The sequence below is a fragment of the Lysinibacillus sp. FW12 genome, assembly GCF_050817245.1.
GTDB classification, from domain to species: domain Bacteria; phylum Bacillota; class Bacilli; order Bacillales_A; family Planococcaceae; genus Lysinibacillus; species Lysinibacillus irui.
This window is the reverse complement of record NZ_CP139094.1, coordinates 2,879,040-2,900,142: the sequence shown is the minus strand read 5'-3', so window position 1 is coordinate 2,900,142 and position 21,103 is coordinate 2,879,040. Positions and strand designations below refer to the sequence as shown.

General features: G+C 39.1%; 22 protein-coding genes and 1 riboswitch. Of the genes, 16 read left to right on the top strand and 6 right to left on the bottom strand.

Going from position 1 to position 21,103, the window contains the following annotated elements:
- Nucleotides 1–437 precede the first annotated feature (437 nt).
- A riboswitch (cobalamin riboswitch) is annotated at nt 438–629 on the top strand.
- A 29-nt stretch (nt 630–658) separates the two neighbouring features.
- The 8 genes from SJW71_RS15165 (at nt 659) to SJW71_RS15130 (ending at nt 7,505) form a co-directional block, all read left to right on the top strand.
- Nucleotides 659–784: a hypothetical protein gene (locus SJW71_RS15165; RefSeq protein ID WP_274796675.1), complete on the top strand. Its 126-nt coding sequence runs from the start codon at nt 659–661 to the stop codon at nt 782–784.
- 59 nt (nt 785–843) lie between these two features.
- Entirely contained in the window at nt 844–1,020 is a 177-nt protein-coding gene (locus SJW71_RS15160) for a hypothetical protein (RefSeq protein WP_274796676.1), read from the top strand.
- A gap of 101 nt (nt 1,021–1,121) precedes the next feature.
- Nucleotides 1,122–1,754: a TetR/AcrR family transcriptional regulator gene (locus SJW71_RS15155; RefSeq protein WP_274796677.1), complete on the top strand. Its 633-nt coding sequence runs from the start codon at nt 1,122–1,124 to the stop codon at nt 1,752–1,754.
- 17 nt (nt 1,755–1,771) lie between these two features.
- A complete protein-coding gene (locus SJW71_RS15150) occupies nt 1,772–2,791 on the top strand; it encodes a 2,3-butanediol dehydrogenase (protein ID WP_322606227.1) in 1,020 nt (339 codons plus the stop codon).
- Nucleotides 2,792–2,978: 187 nt separating this feature from the next.
- Nucleotides 2,979–4,340 carry a PepSY-associated TM helix domain-containing protein gene (locus SJW71_RS15145; protein WP_341385953.1) on the top strand — a complete coding sequence of 454 codons (1,362 nt, stop codon included), beginning with the start codon at nt 2,979–2,981 and terminating at the stop codon, nt 4,338–4,340.
- A gap of 170 nt (nt 4,341–4,510) precedes the next feature.
- The gene (locus tag SJW71_RS15140; protein WP_431811139.1) at nt 4,511–5,989 is read left to right on the top strand and encodes a sensor histidine kinase; all 1,479 of its coding nucleotides are present in this window, start codon (nt 4,511–4,513) and stop codon (nt 5,987–5,989) included.
- Nucleotides 5,967–6,653 carry a response regulator transcription factor gene (locus SJW71_RS15135; protein ID WP_322606225.1) on the top strand — a complete coding sequence of 229 codons (687 nt, stop codon included), beginning with the start codon at nt 5,967–5,969 and terminating at the stop codon, nt 6,651–6,653. The genes SJW71_RS15140 and SJW71_RS15135 overlap by 23 nt, the downstream gene beginning before the upstream one ends.
- Nucleotides 6,654–6,815: 162 nt before the next feature.
- Entirely contained in the window at nt 6,816–7,505 is a 690-nt protein-coding gene (locus SJW71_RS15130; protein WP_409264303.1) for an ankyrin repeat domain-containing protein, read from the top strand.
- Nucleotides 7,506–7,630: 125 nt separating this feature from the next.
- On the opposite strand, the gene SJW71_RS15125 is transcribed toward SJW71_RS15130, so the two are convergent.
- Complete coding sequence (locus SJW71_RS15125; protein ID WP_431811138.1) at nt 7,631–8,407, bottom strand: CPBP family intramembrane glutamic endopeptidase; 777 nt, start codon at nt 8,405–8,407, stop codon at nt 7,631–7,633.
- 392 nt (nt 8,408–8,799) lie between these two features.
- On the opposite strand from SJW71_RS15125, the gene SJW71_RS15120 reads away from it, so the two are divergent.
- A complete protein-coding gene (locus SJW71_RS15120) occupies nt 8,800–9,885 on the top strand; it encodes a hypothetical protein (protein ID WP_431811137.1) in 1,086 nt (361 codons plus the stop codon).
- A 122-nt stretch (nt 9,886–10,007) separates the two neighbouring features.
- On the opposite strand, the gene SJW71_RS15115 is transcribed toward SJW71_RS15120, so the two are convergent.
- From SJW71_RS15115 to SJW71_RS15100, 4 genes are all read right to left on the bottom strand, one after another.
- Entirely contained in the window at nt 10,008–10,613 is a 606-nt protein-coding gene (locus SJW71_RS15115) for a response regulator transcription factor (RefSeq protein WP_274796685.1), read from the bottom strand.
- On the bottom strand, nt 10,610–11,725 hold the full coding sequence (locus SJW71_RS15110) for a sensor histidine kinase (RefSeq protein WP_274796686.1): 1,116 nt from the start codon (nt 11,723–11,725) through the stop codon (nt 10,610–10,612). Before SJW71_RS15110 ends, SJW71_RS15115 begins: the two co-directional genes overlap by 4 nt.
- Nucleotides 11,726–11,738: 13 nt before the next feature.
- On the bottom strand, nt 11,739–12,866 hold the full coding sequence (locus SJW71_RS15105) for a DUF418 domain-containing protein (RefSeq protein ID WP_274796687.1): 1,128 nt from the start codon (nt 12,864–12,866) through the stop codon (nt 11,739–11,741).
- Nucleotides 12,867–13,019: 153 nt separating this feature from the next.
- Entirely contained in the window at nt 13,020–13,727 is a 708-nt protein-coding gene (locus SJW71_RS15100) for a class I SAM-dependent methyltransferase (protein ID WP_341385958.1), read from the bottom strand.
- Between the two features lie 159 nt (nt 13,728–13,886).
- Here SJW71_RS15100 and SJW71_RS15095 point away from each other — a divergent pair, with 159 nt between their 5' ends.
- The gene (locus SJW71_RS15095; RefSeq protein ID WP_274796689.1) at nt 13,887–14,132 is read left to right on the top strand and encodes a hypothetical protein; all 246 of its coding nucleotides are present in this window, start codon (nt 13,887–13,889) and stop codon (nt 14,130–14,132) included.
- 51 nt (nt 14,133–14,183) lie between these two features.
- Here SJW71_RS15095 and SJW71_RS15090 read toward each other — a convergent pair whose 3' ends face one another.
- Nucleotides 14,184–15,233 carry an NAD(P)/FAD-dependent oxidoreductase gene (locus SJW71_RS15090; protein WP_274796690.1) on the bottom strand — a complete coding sequence of 350 codons (1,050 nt, stop codon included), beginning with the start codon at nt 15,231–15,233 and terminating at the stop codon, nt 14,184–14,186.
- Nucleotides 15,234–15,380: 147 nt separating this feature from the next.
- Here SJW71_RS15090 and SJW71_RS15085 point away from each other — a divergent pair, with 147 nt between their 5' ends.
- The 6 genes from SJW71_RS15085 (at nt 15,381) to SJW71_RS15060 (ending at nt 20,996) form a co-directional block, all read left to right on the top strand.
- Entirely contained in the window at nt 15,381–16,169 is a 789-nt protein-coding gene (locus SJW71_RS15085) for an ABC transporter ATP-binding protein (RefSeq protein WP_431811136.1), read from the top strand.
- Nucleotides 16,170–16,182: 13 nt separating this feature from the next.
- Nucleotides 16,183–17,109 carry an iron-hydroxamate ABC transporter substrate-binding protein gene (locus SJW71_RS15080; protein ID WP_274796694.1) on the top strand — a complete coding sequence of 309 codons (927 nt, stop codon included), beginning with the start codon at nt 16,183–16,185 and terminating at the stop codon, nt 17,107–17,109.
- A 24-nt stretch (nt 17,110–17,133) separates the two neighbouring features.
- Complete coding sequence (locus SJW71_RS15075) at nt 17,134–18,135, top strand: FecCD family ABC transporter permease (RefSeq protein ID WP_274796695.1); 1,002 nt, start codon at nt 17,134–17,136, stop codon at nt 18,133–18,135.
- Nucleotides 18,128–19,135: a FecCD family ABC transporter permease gene (locus tag SJW71_RS15070; RefSeq protein ID WP_274796696.1), complete on the top strand. Its 1,008-nt coding sequence runs from the start codon at nt 18,128–18,130 to the stop codon at nt 19,133–19,135. Before SJW71_RS15075 ends, SJW71_RS15070 begins: the two co-directional genes overlap by 8 nt.
- 157 nt (nt 19,136–19,292) lie before the next feature.
- Nucleotides 19,293–20,234, top strand: a complete 942-nt coding sequence (locus SJW71_RS15065) for an NERD domain-containing protein (RefSeq protein ID WP_431811135.1) — start codon at nt 19,293–19,295, stop codon at nt 20,232–20,234.
- Nucleotides 20,235–20,855: 621 nt separating this feature from the next.
- Nucleotides 20,856–20,996 carry a hypothetical protein gene (locus tag SJW71_RS15060; protein WP_431811134.1) on the top strand — a complete coding sequence of 47 codons (141 nt, stop codon included), beginning with the start codon at nt 20,856–20,858 and terminating at the stop codon, nt 20,994–20,996.
- The last annotated feature ends 107 nt before the right edge of the window (nt 20,997–21,103 follow it).

Below are 21,103 nucleotides of genomic sequence, written 5' to 3'. Positions count from 1 at the left end.
CAAAGTGAAGGATAGCGCTTAAAGCGATGGATAGAACCTCGAAATTGAAGGATAGCCGACAAAAAGTGGCGGATAGAATGCTTAAAGTGAAGGATAGAACCCTGAAAGTGAAGGATAGCGCTTAAAGCGGTGGATAGAACCTCGAAATTGAAGGATAGCCGACAAAAAGTGGCGGATAGAATGCTTAAAGTGAAGGATAGAACCCTGAAAGTGAAGGATAGCGCTTAAAGCGGCGGACAGAACCCCAAAATTGAAGGATAGCGCTTAAGCCGGTGGATAGAACCCAAACATTGAAGGATAGCCAACAAAAAGCGGCGGATAGAATGCTCGAATTGAAGGTTAGCACCCTAGGATTGAGTGATAGACCCCAAAAAAGTAAAGGATAGCCCACGATATCTAATCTATTATGATATTAGTACTATGGTATAATAATAAAAACGGAATAATAGGATAGAGGTACAAATTAGATTTTTTAATTTGTTTAAAAGGGAAGATCGGTGAAAATCCGACGCTGTCCCGCAACTGTAAATGGGAGCACATTTCAAAGGGCCACTGTTACGAGTCGTAATGGGAAGGTGGAAGGTGCGATGAACATAAGCCAGGAGACCTGCCTTTATCTAGTACAGCCAAAAACCTACGAGGATAGGGGGTGTTGAGTGTGACTAGAGAAATTCTCCTGCATGCTCATAGTACGATGATTGCTAAAAAGGTAGCTTCTATGTTTAATAGCAAGCTTTTTTTCAACTGGCCATCATCGTATTATGTCGTGTATTTGTCATTGTAGACATCTTTCTAATGAGGGAAAGATGTTTTTTTATGTAAAACAATAAAGGAGCGGTTCACATGAATCCACAAGTGATTGAATACTATGAAAGTCTATTTAAATTAGAAATTATGCAAGAGCCTTACGCGGCTAGACCATTGAAGGAGCTTGTTGAACAGTATGTTGGGCATGATGCCGCACATGAGCAGTCGATTTTAGCGGCATATGCGAATGTTATGAAAGAATTAATTGGATAAAATTCATGTTGGCTACTTCATTTTTGGAAGTAGCCATTATTAATGAGCGCATCCATTGACAATAGTAAATTGTAGGCGTAAGATTTTTTTGAACAATCGTTTTGAACACTTGTTCAAAAAAAGAGGTGAGAGAAGTCGATAAGAAAGAAGTAGCACAAAAAGAGAAAAATAAAGAGGTAAAAGAACAAATTTTGCAGGCAGCGAAATCCTTGTTTTCGTCAAGAGGCTATGATGGAACGACAGTGAGACAAATTTGTGATGAGGCAAATGTGTCGCTCGCGCTTGTTTCCTATCATTTTGGTGGGAAAGAAAATGTCTTCAATGCATTATTTGAACCGCTACGCGACACCTTTATGAATGCCCATTATGATGTTAGCGATTCACTAGGTGCGCTCAGAAGCTTTTGTCGTAATTTTGTCCTTTATCGTATTCATGAGCATGAATTAATTGATATTTTACAGCAAGAGATTGTCATGAATAGTCCAAGACTAGAGATGCTAAAGGATGTTTTTTTACCTTCCTGGGAGCAGCTTCGAACAATTTTACAAGCGTGTCAAGAGCAACAGACCATACACTATGAGTCCATTGATGTCGCGTTGAACTTTATTATGGGGACGTTAATGTATTCCTTGAATAACCCATTTTTAAATCGTTCTTCTTTACAATCAACACCCGAGCAAATTGCAGAGCTTGCAGTTCATTTCGTGTTCAATGGTCTTCACACAAAACAATAAAAAAGAAGGTAATCACAATGAAAGCAGCAAAATTTTACGGTATTAAAGATATTCGAGTAGAGGAGGCACAACTGCCAGCACTAGAGCCTGGGATGGTGAAAGTGAAAGTTGCATTTGCCGGAATTTGTGGTAGTGATTTACATGAATATGTAGGCGGGGCCTATGCATTCCGTACACAACCAGTATTAGGGCATGAATTTGCCGGAGTTGTTGTAGAAGTAGCAGAAGGAGTTACACAAACAAAAGTAGGGGATCGCGTAGCAGTGGAGCCGCCAATACCATGTGGCAAATGTGATAACTGTAGACGTGGCTATTCAAACTTATGTAAACGTGGACAATCTTATGGTTATACCATTTCAGGTGGATTCGCTGAATATGCGGTTGTGCAAGAAGAAAATATTTACCAGCTTCCTGATGGTATGAGTTTAGAGCTAGGTGCTCTGGTTGAACCTACAGCGGTAGCCGTGCATGCTGTTCGACAAAGTCAATTAAAGCTTGGCGATACTGCCGCTATTTTTGGCGCAGGTCCCATTGGCTTATTAGTCTTGCAGGCTGTGAAAGCGGCTGGAGCAAGTGAAATCTTTGTAGTGGAGGTTTCCGATGAACGTCGCCAAAAAGCGCTTGATTTGGGTGCAACCTATGTTATCAATCCAATCGACACAGATGCCGTAGCCTATATTCGCGAAAAAACAAATGGTGGAGTAGATGTTGCCTATGATGCAGCAGGTGTTCAAGCAACGTTTACAAGTGGCGTAAGTGCTGTTCGCCCTGGCGGCGAATTTAAAATTGTCAGTGTCTGGGAAAGACCCGTTGAATTTAATCCAAATGCGGTAGTTTCACCAGAGGTAACAATTAGCGGTTCATTTGCCTATGTTAACATTTTCCCTGAAGTCATTCGATTACTAGCACGAGGCGTTATTGATGGACAAGCCGTGATTACAAGTGAAATTGCTTTAGAGGATATTGTGGAAAAAGGCTTTGAGGCTTTAACAAAAGATCGTAGTCAGTGTAAAATTTTGGTGAATATGAGTTTGTAAATCTTGACCTAATCATAGTCAAACTTGAGTCAAAACAGGTTTGGCTATGATTATTTTTGTTCTTAAATATCATAATACCAATGGGAATACATTTGTTTGTCATAAAACTGCCTTTAGGACTTCATTCATATTTCACTTTTACTTTATATAATAAATTTGCTATATATAAAAAGAACGGAGATTAAATATGAAAAATTTGCTTTATTCAAGGTTTTGGCGGCTACATTTTTTCGCAGCACTTTTTATAACGCCATTATTGTTATCTCTTACTTTAAGTGGGATTGGCTATTTATTTTTTACAGATGTAGAAAACAAATTATATGATGATTACTTCTTTGGAGAAAGCCATAAAGAAGAGGTCTTAACGATTGATGAAGCCGTAGAAAAAGCGGAAGCGGCATTTGCGGGGTACTCCACAACTAAAGTCATTATGCTGGAAGAACCATATAATACCCGTTTAACATTATCCAATGGGAAAGAAGAAAAATATGTATTTTTAGATGATCACAATCAAATGGTAGGTAGTCAGGATGCTAACTATACATTCTCTAATATTATGAGAAATACGCATAGCTCCCTATTTATTGGCGGTACATTTGTCAATTATTTAGTAGAACTAGCAGCATGCTGGACTATCTTTTTATTACTGTCAGGTCTTTATATGACATTTAAAGGGAATGCTCTGAAAAAGCACAAGTCGGAAAATAAACGCCAAAAAAGTAAGAGATACCATGCGCTTGTTGGGACCATTATTACGATTCCAATGGTAATGTTCATTTCTACAGGGCTATTATGGTCTGCTTTTCAAGGGTCAATCCTTTCCAATATTGCTTCAGAGAGTCCAACGTTTGGTTACCCAATATTACAGCAAAAGCCACCAACATCGGATGTCTCGGAAATACCATGGGCGACTCGCCAATTAGAAGCACCATCGTCTGAAGGCGAACATGCACAGCATCATGGAGGCGGCGCTGTCCGTTATACAAACGACAACCAAATCTCGATTGCTAACCTTGAAAAAGAAATCGATGCAATGAATATCACTAAGCCTTATTCAATTATTTACCCTTCAAATAGTGAAGGCGTATATACAGTGGCAAAGGCTAGTAACTCTGGAGTAACGGGTCTAGATGTCAAACCTACAGAAGAAGCGACAATGTATTTTGATCAATATAGTGGCAAATTTATCGATCAAGTCAACTATGAGGATTACGGTATGTTAGCCAAGTTCTTTTCATGGGGCATTCCTTTACATGAAGGCCACTTATTTGGCTGGCCTAATAAGCTGCTAAACTTAGTGATTTGTCTCGCCTTTTTAGCTGTCATTGTCTGGGGAATTCGCATGTGGATTTTACGTAGGAAAAAAGGCGAGCTGTCGGCACCACCTCAAATTTCTCATAAAATTTCATTGCCTTTTGTGATCTTCCTTATTATTTTAGGTGTATTAATGCCATTGTTTGGCGCTTCCTTGATCGCTGTAGTGTTGATTGAACTTATCATTATTGGCTGGCAAACAAAAAAGAAATTAAGAGCAGAAGAAACAAAATAAATGACTGGATACGGCACAGCATTAAGGTGCCGTATCTTTTTTTGTGTTGTTTACTTCAATAGCATAAGCGCAATACTGTAATTGTTTATAGATTTTTCAGCCGAATTTTATAAAGTTTTAAGATTTGTATGGTACATTGCTAGTAGCTTCAGCTTATTGGGGGAATGTAGATGTCAATTAAAACGAGGTTTTTACTATCTTATATTGGTGTTATTTTTATTGCCATCGCTCTATTACTAGCAGCAGTTTTTCTTTTTTCCTTTGCTATTACAGGTGATGTTAAAGCGATTGAGCATTTTTTTAAAAAATCCTATGTCCAAAAACCTTTGACAACGGTAGAGGAAAATGCTTTTTTGGATTTAAAATTACTAGCTAAAACTGATCCCAAGCAGCTTTTAGATGTCAAGCAGCTAGAAAAAATAAATGCCCCTGCGATTGAGATTGTTGTACGAAAAGATCATCAAATTGTCTATTCTACGCAGAAAAACCATAAGCAATTGTTGCTGAAAAGTTTACCTGGTTTTGAGGCAACGAATATAAATTCTCGTGACACCATCATGATTAATCAAGCATTTTATACGTATGTAAAATTCGATTTTTATTTTCCGGATGAAACAGAGGGAAGTATTTTCGTTTTACGAGAGGTTAGTTCCCGTGCAGAAGTAACACGAGAGCTATTACCTATTCTTTTAGGTATTTTATTTGTCTTATTTATGATGATTATTGGCATATTAAATTATTTAGTTTCGAGAAGTATTATTAATCCAATTTCTGCTTTAAAGGAAGGGGCAGAACGCATAAAATCGGGTGATTTGGATTTTGAAATTACGTCCCGTTCGAATGATGAAATAGGACAGCTTAATCGATCGTTTGAGGAAATGAGGATTAAGCTGAAAGAATCGATCCAGCTGCAGCTTCAATATGAGGAAAATCGAAAAGAATTACTATCAAATATCTCACATGATTTAAAAACGCCAATGACCTCGATTATTGGCTATGTAGAGGGCATCAAAGATGGTGTGGCGAATACAGAGGAGAAGATGGATAAATATTTAACAACTATCTATACGAAAGCAAAGGATATGGATGTATTAATTGATGAGCTGTTCTTATTTTCAAAGTTGGACTTAAAAAAGATTCCATTCCAAATGGAAAACGTCAATTTACAGCAATATATGCATGATTATGTAGAGGATGCGAGCTTTGATTTTATTGATCGAGACATTCACTTACAATATATATCAGCGGACTCACCACTTTTTGTTATGGCTGACCGTGATAAATTAAGAAGGGTCCTGTCAAACTTATTAAGCAATAGTGAAAAATATATGGATAAACCATATAAGCAAATTATTATTTCCTTACATGAGCGAGTAGATGACGCGATTATTCAAGTAACAGATAATGGTACGGGTATTGATCCTGTCGCATTACCTCACATATTTGATCGCTTTTACCGTGCAGAGCTCTCACGTAATTCGCAAACAGGTGGGAGTGGCTTAGGCTTAGCCATTGCGAAACAAATTGTGCTTGAAATGGGCGGCGACATTTGGGCGAACAGTGAGCTAACAAAGGGGACGAGCATTTTCATTTCATTGAAAAAGGCGGAGGAGAAGGTGAAAGAACATGAAAAAAATACTGCTAATTGAAGATGAAGTGAGCATAGCAGAGCTCCAACGAGATTATTTAGAAATTAATGGGTTTGCAGTGGATATTCAGCATCAAGGAGATGATGGACTGAAACAGGCACTTGAAGGTGATTATGATTTAATCATTTTGGATATTATGCTGCCTGGGATGAATGGCTTCGAAATTTGTAAACAGATTCGTGCAGTGAACAATATTCCAATACTGTTTGTGTCGGCTAAAAAAGAAGATATTGATAAAATTCGAGGTCTTGGACTAGGAGCAGATGATTATATTACAAAGCCCTTTAGTCCAAGTGAGCTAGTGGCAAGGGTCAAGGCTCATTTATCGAGATATGAGCGTCTTGCAACAAATCAGCAAACCAACCATTTGATGTCCATCCATGGCATTACTATTGATACATCAGCCAGAAAGGTTTTTGTGAATGGAGATGAAATTGCCTTTACGACAAAGGAATTTGATTTGTTGGTATTTTTTGTGAAACACCCCAATCAGGTATTAAGTAAAGAACAATTATATGAGCGTAACTGGGGTTATGAATCAGCTGCGGATGTTTCGACTGTTACTGTCCATATTCGAAAGCTACGTGAAAAAATTGAACGTGATCCCGCACAGCCCAAATTTTTAGAAACCGTTTGGGGAGCAGGCTATCGCTTCAATGTATAAGAAAAGATATCTCGTCTTGTTGGCGAGGTATTTTTTTGTACAAGATTTTAGACTTTTTTAAGAAATGGTTAATAGGCAATTTAGCATTACCACGTACACTAAAGAAAGTACGACATCAAATTAGAAAGGGGTGTATGACAGGTGAAGGAGATACAGGCAGTTATGATAGCATTATCATTTTTACTGCAAGGGTGTTCCTCCAACGATACAGAGGCTATCCAGCTTGATAGAGGGGGAAGTGAAGAGGTGAAAACAGATTTGACAGGCGAGCTTTTGAAAGCAGCAGAAAAAGGAGATATAGAGGTGCTTCGAAAGGTTCTGGAGCAAAAAGTAGATATCAATGCTCAGGATGCAAACAAGCGAACGGCCTTAATGATTGCTACATATAATCAGGATGTGGAGGCAGCCAAGCTATTAATTGAGGCGGGGGCAGATGTTAATATTCAAGATAGCATGCAAAACACACCGTTCCTCTATGCAGGAGCAGAAGGCTATCTCGATATTTTAAAGCTTACAATTCAGGCGGGAGCAGATCCTACGATTTTGAATCGATATGGCGGAACAGCATTAATTCCAGCAGCAGAGCATGGTCATGTGGAGGTCATCGAGGAGTTATTAACGAATACAGACATTAACGTCAATCATGTCAATCATTTAGGATGGACAGCCCTAATGGAGGCGATTGTCTTAAATAACGGCAATCCTACACAGCAGACCGTGATTCAATTATTAATTGAGCATGGTGCAGATGTGACTATACCCGATCAAAATAATGTTACACCATTGCAACACGCGAAACAGCGAGGCTTTCAAGAGATTGAACAAATCCTAATTGCCGCGGGAGCAAAATAATCCACATTATAGACAAAAGGAATCTAGAGGTCACGCTCTCGATTCCTTTTGTTGTACGATATATTTAAAACCTCCACATGCGAACCTTTAGAGTTTTTATTGAAGAAAATAAGAGATATAGAAAATTATTGTAAAACGTTGTTTTTATAATTATTTTTTCTTTTATCAATTAGCAACAAAACTGACAGCACGACTACACTCAATATCACTATAAACAAAAAAGACAAGTAGAGCGTCATAAATCCTCCAAATGTCTCATCAAACTCTAAAAGAGCGACATCTGGGTTATACATGCCTCCCATGGAAATATATCTAGCCACTTCAAGATAAACAATATGAAAGAGAATACTCATCCATAGTGTACCTGTATATCTTCTATATAGCTGTAGAGCAATGCCAAAAATGAAGAGTAAAATAAAGTAGTCTATAGTTACTGTAAATGGTTCACTAAAGAATATGGATGCCATGGCCATCACCATAATCGGCACACATATGAAAATTAACGGTTGCAAAATTAATGAGATGATAAACCGATATTTCTTATGCAACTCTTCAAAAATTAGTCCCCGGATAAAAACTTCTTCTGGAAATGCCTCATACATAAATGCTGTTAATGAATTGATTAAAATAGCGATAATGACATTTGTTGTCAAGTTCAACCTGACATTTTCTATGCCACCAAATAAATAAGCTGTTAAAATGCCTGATACGAGTAAAATAAAAGGCAACGCAATACCGAACATCAACTTAGATAATGAATTAACACCCTTCAATCCAATATTTTTTAAAAAATCTGGATTTTCTCTTTTAAGTACAAAAAGGACAACAAGCGTTAACCCAGTAAAAATCATTCCTTGTAAAAGCATGGCTATTTTTTTATCCATACCTTGTGTTTCTATCAAATATTGTCCAACATTTCCCGAAACAAAGAGAAATAGTGATACGAGTACAAAGTACAAAAGCAACCGGCTAATCCTGAATGTCGAAGAACTTATTTGAAATCCCCCTCTTTTTAATGTGGTGTCGTTATAGATTACGTATCAACAAGTGTATAGTTTCAATTTTCTTAATGTGAATTATGGAAAATTATAGAATATTACCAATGTGTATTCCAGTTAATGGTCTGTTTGTTATTGTTACATACCAGATGTTTTGAAAATTTCTTTCTAGTTGTTCTTAAATTATTTTTCTTATTTTTTTATTTTTTTTTAATAGTTTATTTATTGGCAGTTTAGATATGGGCTTTATGATAAATCTTGTAAACCAAATGACACCAAAAAGGAGAGTTTTATAGATGAAATTAAGAAAACGTATGGTTCCAGCAGCATTAGCTTTATCCGTTTTATCAGCAGGTCTTGTTACATTTAACGAGCCTTTGAATGCAGAGGCAGCAAGTAAGAAAGTGGTAGCAGCTGCCGAAAATGAGCAAGTAGCAAAGATTACAAATATTAAGCCATTAAATACAATGACACTTCAAATTACATTTAACCAGCCGTTAGCAGCAGCTGATGTAGATCTGAATAATCTAGATGCAATTAAAAAGCATTTTACGTTTAATGGAGATTTAGAGATTGTCAATGTGCCACGCTTAATGACAGGATCTAAGAGTACATATATTGTACCGACGACATTCCAAGAAGATGACTTCATCTATACATTGAGCTATAAAGAACAGCGGAATAAAGTTTTTGAAGGAACAGATGAAAAAGTATTTGTGCGCAATGTGGAGCAAGTAACAAACGATACATTTACACTGGAATCATTCCAAGAGGATGGCGTTGTGGACTATGCCAATATTATTGAAGCATATCGCGCTGGTCGTGGAGATTTAGCATTTAGCTTAGATCATCATAATCGAGATGCGAGTGGCAAACGTTTTGATGTTATATCTTCATTACGTGACCGCTATGTGACAGTGAAAACAAGTGAAGGAGAAGAGTTTGTAGCAAACTATGTACCATTCACGCAAGCAGCAGATGGCAGACAAGCTCCTCAATTTAGATTACCTGCTGGACAAATATTAAAACCAGGTGTCACATATCGCGTGTACTCACAATGGGCGGAAATGGATGTAAAGAGCTTTGTAGCACAAGAAATCGCACCATTTACACTACAATCAGCAAAAGCTATTGATGAAAAATCATTCGAATTACAATTAACAAATGATCCTCAATCTGATTTACTAGCAGGAAGAAGTGTTGAGCTACGTGGAAATGATGGGAGCACATTACAAGCACAGTATCGCTATTCATCACGTAAAGGTGCTGTAGGTATCTTTGATGTTGCGAACGGTGGCACGTTAAAAGCCAATGTAAGTTATAAAGTTATGCCATTAAACAACTGGGCCACAGCAACAAATGTAGTTCTACAAGGAAAATAATTTTTAATAGAATAATGAATCTGTCATTTGAAACCTAAAACCTGAAACCTAAAAACTAAAACCTAATAGATGTAAAGTATCCAAATAAAAATCTCGTCACATGCTGTGGCGAGATTTTTTAGCTATAGCCAGCCTTTTTCACGTGCTACCTGAGCGGCCTGCTGTCTAGATTCGACCTGTAGCTTTTGAATAGAGGTTGATAAATAATTGCGAATGGTGCCTTTTGTTAAAAATAATCGTTTACTAATTTCATTTGTCGTTAAGCCTTCTTGAACAAGTTGTAGTACGGCAATTTCGCGTTCATTTAAAGGGTTATGCTCTTTCATAAATAAGGTAGCGGCTAAATCCTTGCTGACTACCTTTTCTCCTTGCATGATTTTCCGAATTGTAGCGATTAAATAATCAATGGGTTCATCTTTTAGTAGATAGCCGTGAACCTCACAGTCCATCGCTTTTTGTAAATAGCCCGGGCGTGCAAAAGTTGTGACAATCATGACTTTGCAGGGGAGGTTAGCCTGTTTAATTTTTTCTGCAAGCTCCAATCCTGACAAATGAGGCATTTCTATATCTACGACACAAACATCAGGTAGCTCCTGTTGAATGTAGTCCCATGCTTTTTGACCATCTGACACTTCTGCTATTACTTCAATATCTGGTTCAAAAGATAAGAGCGATGTTAAGGCACCCCGTAGCATTTGTTGGTCCTCAGCTAGTAATACACGTATCATGTTAGAGGCTCCTTTCCATCTTGAATGGGTATGGTTAGTACCACACTTGTACCTGTAGGTGTGTTATTTTCAACCGTGGCCGAGCCCTGAAGAACTTGCATTCTTTCTTTCATTGAATGGATGCCATTGCCAAGCCCTTTCTGCGATAATCCAATTCCATCGTCTTTCATCTCTAGCGTATACAGTCCATTGTGACAATGGATTGTCATGTGGCATTTTTTTGCCTCACTATGCTTGAGGAGGTTTGTCGTAGCCTCTCGTACACATAAAGCAAGCATCGTTTCCTCCACGCTAGAAAGGACGATTGTAGGGCATTGATTGTGTAGCGTTGTTGTAATATTCGCGCTTTGTAATAGTTGCTGGCAGTGTATTAACTCGGTCTGTAATGATACAAAATTCATATCAGATACGAGCTCTCGTACTTGTTTTAGGGCGGTACGAGTAGTGGCTAGTATCTCATTTAATTCTTGTTTGACACTTGAAGGATCTCGGTCGATTAGTTTAGTCGTTAGCTCTGTTTTGATTTTAATCATCGTCAGCGTATGACCAATCGTGTCATGGAGATCTCTAGCAATTCGCTGTCGTTCCTCTTGTTGAACGAGCTGCGTATTGACATCAGCCAATTCAGATTGTAGGTTTTTCGACTTTTCTACAAAATAAATAAGGACAGGAAACACCATTTGAATAATCATCATTGGTGCTAGTACCTGTGATTCAACTGTTACTAGCGAATCTGTAGTAAGTTTCATGACGCCTAAAAACATGACAGCTATACCAAGCATCCCAATCGCGATATGCCATTTCGATTTGGCTCTTCCTAATAAATCGGCAAAGGTAAATCCGAAAATCAGCATAAAGATGTCCTCATATATACCGAGGATAGTAATAAGGAGGAAGGCTACAAGTGAAGCTACAAGCAACCTCCAATCTCGATGCCATAAAGCTATATAGAAGGCACCGAGATATAAGCCTAAAATCGATATTCGAGCTGCCAAAGGGAGAGCTGAATGAGACCATAACACCATCGTTATTAAAACAATCAAGGACATCACATCGATGATTAAATAATGCTTTATTTGTTCTCTAGGATAAATTTTTATTTCATACACCATCCTTTGTTGCGTATTACTGTGTCATCGCTTGAATGGTTTTTTTACGAATCCACTCCATCGGGCCCATATGAAAGCGCTGCTGCCAAAATGACGCTAACATGAGCTGTAGGCAAGATAGGGCTAGCCAAATACTGATAATAACAATGCTATTTAATTGACCTCCTAAGCCAAGCCCCCAGCCATAAAAAATGATAGAAGCCAGCACGTTTTGGAGGACATAACAGCTCAAAGACATCTTGCCAACTTGTGCAAAACATTGCCACAGCCAATCCAGTCTCTTATATTCTACCAGTTTACCTAAAATACCAATATAGCCAATTGATAGAATAGGAGCACATAAATAGCGAACAGGTAAATCAAACAGTCCACCAGGAACAAATAACAGTAAATTTAACGGTAGGCCAATATATATACCGATTTTAAAGAGCTTTTGACGAGCTTGACGTCCTTTGTCATGTTGCGAAAATACCTCATTGCGCATGAATTTCACACCAAGTAAAAATAAAAAGACATTCATTGGGATAATAAAAATGGCTTCTGTTCGATAAAATAAAAAATTCGTCAGACGATGTTGAACTTGTGCAAGCCATGTGCCCTGTTCATATAGAGCAGCCACAGTTTCCATACCATTGAAGGAAATAATTGTACCCTGTAGGCTACTAATGAAAATCAATAGAATCATAAGGACATGAAAGCTACCAAACAGATAGAAAGCCCATGTCATCACTTTGTCACCTAATCGGATTAGGAAGGCAACTATGAAAGCTGTCACTGCGTAGCTCATTAAAATATCGTATTCCATGACAAGTGTATAATGCAGCAATCCTTCCAAACCTAAAAAGACAATTGTCCAAAGATAGACGCCCGGCCAAGCATTTCCTCTTCGTAGAGCTTGTTGGTATTTTAATTGTAAGCCTACCCCAAACATAATGGTTAACAGCCCAAGGAGCTTCCCATTGACGAAAAATAGGACGACCATTCGTAAAAAGTCATTGAAGGACCACCAACCAGAATAATTACTCGTTGTGATATACGATAAATCTCCTAGATAAGCAAAAATCCAAATATTTGTGCCAAGTGTTCCTAAGACAGCAAAGCCTCTTAACATATCGATAAAGGGGAGTCGTTGTTGTGTTTGCATAAGTTTAATCACTCTTTCTTTTGTTTTCTTATGTTTTAAGAATAAGAAATTATAAAGAGAAAACCTATTCACAGCAGTCAAAGAATCTAGATGACAGGTGTCATAAAATTGCTGTAACGGCAAAAAAACCAGCAACATTAGAAGCTGGCTCATTTATTTTGTACATGAATAAATACGATAGTCCAAATATTTTCCGTATTTTTCGTTCATCGTCATATGCTCATCCATTACATCTAGTAATTCGGGTTCAATATGTTGGGAAAAATGAAATTCGTGCTGAGACGAGATGGATTTATTTTTTTGTATTCGAATATTGTGAAACCCAGCTTGCTGCAATAATGTGACCCAATCCTTTTTCGTAAGAAGAGATTCAAATCCATAAAACTGCTGGATTTCTTGAGCTAGTTGGGAGGGAAGTGTTGCAGGAAGGGTGAATTCAATGGCAATAAAGCGGCCCCCTTTTTTTAATAAACGATAAATCTCTTGTAAAGCCCGTTGTTGATTGACAAAGGCCAGAACCGATTCGGCAAGAATGAAGTCAAAAGACTCTTTTTCAATTGAGGTTTGCTCAATCGAGCCTTCTATAAGGTTGACAGCTAAATGAGTTTTTTGCATTCGTTGTCTAGCTTTTTCGATCATAAGAGGATGAACATCGATGCCCGTGACATTTGCCTGATAGAAGGAAGCTAAATAAGCAGCAGTTTGCCCTGTGCCACACCCCACATCTAAAATGTCTACACCTCGCTGGATATTCTCATGTTCAAAAAGTGCTTTTGATAGATTAATGCCCCCAGGATGTGCACCTCCGATACCAAATTTAGCTAAAAATTGGAGATAATTGGAGCTTTGAATAATAAACACCTTCTTTTTTCTTATAGTATGACAAGAAAACTAGTAAGGTGACGTCCATATAGTAGTGTCTTACGAAATATATTATTTTTAACACTTCTTCAAATGTCTAATTCATCCTTAAAATTCGCACATATACTATCTTGAAGCTTTCAGATAGGGGGTGTATAAATGCCATATTTCCATCCAAATGCTAGAAGGGGATCATATCCGCCGAGCAATAGACAATATTTTGGCCCACCTTTTCGAGGTAGATCCATACAACAACCTTACTATTCTCCTAACCAACAATCACAAGGTTTAAGATTAGGGAATTTGCCTGATCATTTAAATACGATTATGGGGCACGCTGGGACGATTACGAATGGAGTCAATATGTTAAGGCAGATGGGGTCATTACTAAGTTTATTTAAATAAAAGCTAAAAACCCTCTTAAGAGAAGGATCTTAAGAGGGTACATAAAAGTGTTTAATTGACTTGGACAAGTTGCTTTTCAATAATAGAACGATTTTTTTCTTTAAATAGCTCATTATGAGAGGAGACCATACCATGACGATAGGCTGATGGCTCTAAATAAGTCTTAATCGAGTTAACGGCATTAGCCGCATCCTGGAATGTCCCAAGTAGTAAATTAATTTTTCCTTCAAACGATAAAATATCTCCTGCTGCAAAAATGCCAGGCTGTGCCGTCTCTCCAGTTGCTCTTCCTTCTACATAATAATCATCCTTTTTAGGAACAGCAATGGCCTCATCAAATGTGAGGGATGCTTCACAATTATAGCCGTGGCTTACGATCACCTCATCGATTTGACGAATATAGCTTTGTTTAGTTGTCGTGTTTTCACATGTCACTAATTGAATAGCCGTTTTATTAGCATTGGCAGTAAGCTTTGTAATAGTTGTATTACACTCAATGTGTACACCAGCATCCAGTGCTTCCTGTACAGTTGCTTCATGTGCAGATAACTTCTCTTTACGGTAAACAACGGTCACACTTTTGGCAATCGGGCTTAATTCAACAGCCCAATCAATGGCCGCATTGCCACCACCTGAAATCAAGATATCCTTATCAACAAAGCGTTTATAGGATTGTACAGTATAATGTAAATTCGCCATTTCGTATTTTTCAGCACCTTCAAGTGTTAGCTTTTGTGGATTGATAATGCCACCTCCTACAGCTAACAGCACTGTTCTCGAATAATGCTTTTCACCCGTCGCTGTATGTATGATAAATAGATCATCCTGGCGTTCAATAAAGTCTACCTTTGTGTTAGTCAAAATCGTAGGATCAAACGTTTTTGCTTGCTCGATTAACTGTTTAGCAAACTGCTCGCCTAACACAGGAGGGTGTCCGCCAATATCCCAAATCAACTTTTCAGGATACAGTAATACTTTTCCACCTAACTGTGGTTGGCTTTCCAATAATTTTGTTTTTAATCCACGTAAACCACTATAAAAGGCACTATATAAGCCAGCAGGGCCTCCGCCAATAATTGTCACATCGTATATAGGTTGCATTTTTATTGCCACATCCTTAATGAATAGTAAAAAAGTAATTGACAAAATCTTATCGGAAAACTAGACTAATTCTAGTGATAATGATTATCATTTTTAACTATGAATATCATAGCATGGAAATAAGTAAAAAGAAAGTGAGGGTCCGTTTTGCGTTTAGAAGTTGACTCGATACGTGTTGGTTATGAGAGCAAAACCATTGTGCATGACTTATCATTGCAAATTCCAGATGGCAAAATTACGACGATTATTGGTTCAAATGGTTGTGGAAAATCAACGTTATTAAAGGCCATTACGCGTATTTTAAAGCATGAGAGTGGGCAGGTCATATTAGATGGTCAAACGATTTCCAAGATGAAAACGAAAGAATTGGCTAAAGAGCTGGCAATTCTACCACAGAGTCCAGAAAGTGCACATGGTTTAACAGTGGAAGAGCTAGTATCCTACGGTCGATTTCCTTATCAAAAGGGCTTTGGGAATTTATCTCAAAAGGATAAAGAGGTAATCGATTGGGCTCTACAGGTGACCAAAACAAAAGACTTCCGTTTACAATCTGTGGATGCTCTATCTGGTGGACAGCGTCAGCGTGTGTGGATTGCGATGGCATTAGCTCAGGAGACTGACATTATTTTTTTAGATGAACCCACAACCTATTTAGATATGGCGCATCAGCTTGAGGTTTTAGAGCTGCTATATAAGCTCAATGAAGAACAAGGACGTACCATTGTCATGGTCCTCCATGATTTAAATCAAGCGGCACGTTTTTCAGATTATATTGTAGCGCTTTCACAAGGTGAGCTGGTGAAATTCGGAACTGCAGAAGAAGTGATGGTTCCAGAAGTATTGAAAAAAGTATTTAATATTGATGCGGTCATTGGCAAGGATCCACGAACAAATAAACCAATGTGCATTACATATGACTTATTACAAACGGTATAAAAGGAGAAGGACAATGAAAAAGTGGCTATTACCTATGTTCATGATGCTTGTATTAGTACTTGCAGCGTGTGGCAATAAAGAAGAGAAAACAGAGAAGGCAGATGAAGGCTCAAAAGAAGCAACGTCAGCAGAAACAATTACCTATCAATCAGAGACAGGTCCTGTGGAAGTACCAGCAAATCCTAAACGAGTAGTGGTATTATCGTCATTTGTAGGGGATTTATTACAGCTTGATGTAAATGTTGTAGGTGTGGATGCTTGGGCAGCGAAAAATCCAAACTTCGAAGATGCTATTAAAGATGCAGTGGTTGTTGAAAATACAGATATAGAAAAAATTCTTGAGCTAGAGCCTGATTTAATTATTGGCTTAAGTGGAATTGAAAATGCTGATAAACTATCAGAAATTGCGCCGACAGTGTTATTTACGTATGGCAAAGTAGATTATCTTCAACAGTTTATTGAAATAGGGAAAGTTGTAAATAAAGAAAAAGAAGCAACGGCATGGGTAGAAGATTTTAAAGCACGTGCGTCTGAAACTGGTAAAAAAATTAAAGAAAAAATCGGTGAAGATGCAACTGTCACAGTGGCAGAAAACTTTAATAAACAGTTTTATATTTACGGTGATAATTGGGGTCGTGGAACAGAAATCCTTTATCAAGAAATGGGCTTAAAGATGCCTGAAAAAGTAAAAGAAACTGCTCTAGAGCCAGGCTACTATGCGATTTCTCAAGAAGTATTAGGGGACTATGCAGGGGACTATGTCATCTTTAGTATGTTCCAAGATCAAGATAATTCCTTCACTGATGCTGCGTGGTTTAAAGATTTAGAAGCAGTGAAAAATGGTCAATTATTTGAAGTGAATGCCAATGCCTTTTACTTCAATGATCCTATTACATTAGAGTATCAGTTAAAGTTCTTTGAAGAGAAATTTTTACAATAATTGAGTAGAGAGTAGCGAAGGCAAATGACAAAGTTTCGAAAGCTTCCATTTTGGCTTCAGGTATTGCTTGCTTTGACCGTATTATTTGGTACGGCCGGTATCTCGTTGTGCTTAGGGGCAGCGAATACGAGTATTCAAGATGTCTTTCAAGCAATTGTCGGACAAAGTGGTGGTAAACATTACACGATTTTACGAGAAATTCGCTTTCCTCGTATCATTGCAGCTATTTTTGTTGGTAGTGCACTCGCTGTCGCTGGAGCAATTATGCAAGGGGTTACACGAAATCCATTAGCTGATCCAGGGCTGCTTGGTTTAACGGCAGGGGCCAATGCTGCCCTTGCCTTAACGATGGCATTTATTCCGAAATTCTCATATTATACGTTAATTTTAGCCTGCTTTGTTGGAGCTGGAATTGGCATGATGATAGTTTATGGGGTGGGTGCTTCTACTAAAAAAGGCTTTTCACCATTGAAGCTTGTGCTAGCGGGCGCGGCTGTAACGGCATTATTACAAGCAATCGCTGAAGGGACAGGCATTTTATTTCAAATTTCCAAGGATGTATCCATGTGGACAAGTGGCGGATTCATTGGCACAACGTGGCAGGCATTATTAATCGTACCTGTCATTGTGATTGGTTTACTGCTAGCGTTTGCTTTTAGTCGCCAATTAACGATTTTAAGTTTAAATGAAGAGGTAGCAGTGGGCGTTGGGCAAAATACAACGATGATTAAAGGTATAATGATGTTTGTAGTGGTCATACTTGCAGGCTCAGCCGTGGCACTCGTTGGGAATCTAGCATTTGTTGGCTTAATGGTGCCGCATATGGTTCGTGCATTTGTAGGAACCGACTATCGTTTTGTCTTACCGATGAGCGCAATTGTTGGCGGCTGGTTTATGGTGACAGCTGATTTTGCAGGGCGTATGATTAACGCACCATATGAAACACCAGTTGTGGCGATTATTTCAATTATTGGTCTACCATTCTTCCTACTTTTAGTGCGGAAGGGAGGACGCCAATTTGTTTAAAGACGGTCGTAAAAAACAGCGCAAATGGTTGATCCTTTGGCTGATTGTTACTCTGTTTATTTTTGTTATGGGCATATCATTAGGTGCTGCTTCTGTATCCATTGATCGTATTATTCCAACCTTGCTCGGCGATGGAAGTTTTAAAGAGTCCTTCGTGCTATTTTCGGTCCGCTTACCAAGAATGTTTGTGCTAGCTGCTGCAGGCATGGCGTTAGCTTTAGCAGGCGCTGTGTTGCAGGGCGTTACTCGCAATGATTTAGCGGATCCAGGAATGATTGGGATTAGTGCGGGTGCAGGAGTTGGGATTACTATATTTTATTTATTAGTGAAGGGGGATCTCCCTCACTTTGCTTATGTCTTACCTGCTGTAGGCTTTTGCAGTGCCTTATTAACAGCCCTATCGATTTACTTTTTCTCCTATCAGCGCAATAAGGGTGTGCATCCCGTGCAGTTTATTTTAGTGGGGGTAGGGGTCGCTTCAGCTCTATCAGGAGTCATGATGGTATTAATCTCCTCAGCCGAGCGTAGTGATGTACAATTTATTGCACAATGGCTAGCCGGTAATGTATGGGGCACGGATTGGCCATTTTTCTGGGCATTAGTACCTTGGCTTGTGCTAGGTATTCCTTATATTTTTTACAAGGCCAATGTCTTGAATGTCTTGGCTATGACAGAGCAAACAGCGGTAGGCCTCGGCATGAATATAGGGCGAGAACGTTTGCGATTATTAATTGTCGCGGTTGCGTTAGCGGCTGCTGCGGTATCGATAACAGGTGGTGTAGCCTTCATTGGTTTGATGGCCCCCCATATTGCCAAACAACTCGTTGGCCCACGCTATCAATTCTTTTTACCACTAACATTACTTATTGGAGCGAGCTTGCTTATGCTAGCTGATACGATTGGACGTGTTGCCATCGCCAGCGCAACTGTCCCTGCTGGTATTGTCGTGGCATTTATTGGTGCACCTTATTTCTTATATTTATTGCGGAAGAATGTCTAGAAAAGTATGAATCAAAATTAAGTAATGCTCGAAAGAAAAGACTTTTGTTCTAGCGAAAATAGGGAAATATTTATTTTAAACATTCTATATAACAAGTTTTTAGGAACCTCATTCGTTGAGGTTCTTTTTTTATATAATCATGGCAGGAGGTGATTAGATGATTTTATTAGCACGTCAAACATCAGAGACGCAAAAGATGCTAGAGGCACTTATACAAAGACTTCCTGTATCCCATAGTGAATTTACATTTTATTGTGAGCATTTAAGGCGTCTACAGGCAGGATTCGCTGGTGAACAGCTCGTTGATGCAAAATGGCTGGAACTAGACTTACCATCCCCCCACTATTTTCTCCATGACTTTCAAACAATGAATGACTTTGGTTCTACCCATCAAATGGACACCATCTTTCTCTGTCCTCACTTTGTCCTCATCCTAGAAATCAAAAATATTACAGGCAAACTTTCATACGATGCTTCATTCGCTCAATTAACACGTACGACCGCAGATGGTACAGTCGAAGGCATGACGGATCCATTTCTTCAGCTGGAACGGCATGTAGTATGGATGAAAAAACTAGTACAGAAGGAACGGATTGATTTACCAGTTTTGCATGCGGTGGTATTGGCAACGAGAAATGGTATTTTGACAAAGGGATTTGAGGGGCTGCCTATCTTTCATGTGGCAGGGTTACGATTTAATTTACAAAAATGGATGGAGCGGCATCAACCTAGAGTAAGAGTAGACCTTTTGCGATTCGCCAACCTTTTATTATCCCTGCAAACAAAGTTGAAAAAAGAGGTAGAGGTACCGCTCAAGGAAATGACGAAAGGTGTGTTATGTCCACAATGTGTTAATGGTCAGCGATTATCGTATCACTATAAAAAATGGACGTGCCCACGCTGTGGATTGGTGGACGATGATGCATTGGTTCGAACATTAGAGGACTACAGGTTACTAGTCGGGCAGCAGCTGACCAATCGAAGTTTTCGAGAATTCTTTGCCATTGCATCCCCAAACCTTGCATACAAGTTGTTGCAACAACTCCCATTGAAAGCGGAGGGTGTCAAAAAGCATCGAAAATATTGGATTATGGAATAGAGAGCTAAGAGCTACAATTCAAGCGGTCTGAATTGTAGCTTTTGGTGTTGTAGAGGGGAATGGCGCTTGAAATAGGTTGCTAGAGAGCGGAGAAAGTGGGGGATACGCTTGAAGCAGGTGGATAGAATGCTCAAAGTGACGGATAAGGTTGAGAAAGTAGCGGATAGAACGCGCGAAGTGGTGGATAGAGCGGAGAAAGTGGGGGATACGCATGAAGTGGGTGGATAGAAAGCTGAAAGTGACGGATAAGGTTGAGAAAGTGGCGGATAGAACGCGCGAAGTGAAGGATAGAGCGGAGAAAGTGGCGGATACGCATGAAGTGGGTGGATAGAAAGCTGAAAGTGACGGATAAGGTTGAGAAAGTAGCGGATAGAACGCGCGAAGTGAAGGATAGAGCGGAGAAAGTGGGGAATACGCGTGAAGTGGGTGGATAGAAAGCTGAAAGTGACGGATAAGGTTGAGAAAGTAGCGGATAGAACGCGCGAAGTGAAGGATAGAGCGGGGGAAGTGAAGGATACGATTGAGTAGGTGGATAGAATGCTGAAAGTGACGGATAAGAGGAGAAAGTAGCGGATAGAACGGGCGAAGTGATGGATAAAGCGGAGAAAGTGGAGGATACGCGTGAAGTGGGTGGATAGAATGCTGAAAGTGACGGATAAGGTTGAGAAAGTAGCGGATAGAACACGCGAAGTGAAGGATAGAGCGGGGGAAGTGGAGGATACGCGTGAAGCAGGTGGATACGATGCTCAAAGTGACGGATAAGAAGGAGAAAGTAGCGGATAGACCGCGCGAAGTGGTGGATAGAGCGGGGAAAGTGTAGGATACGCATGAAGCAGGTGGATAGAATGCTGAAAGTGACGGATAAGAGG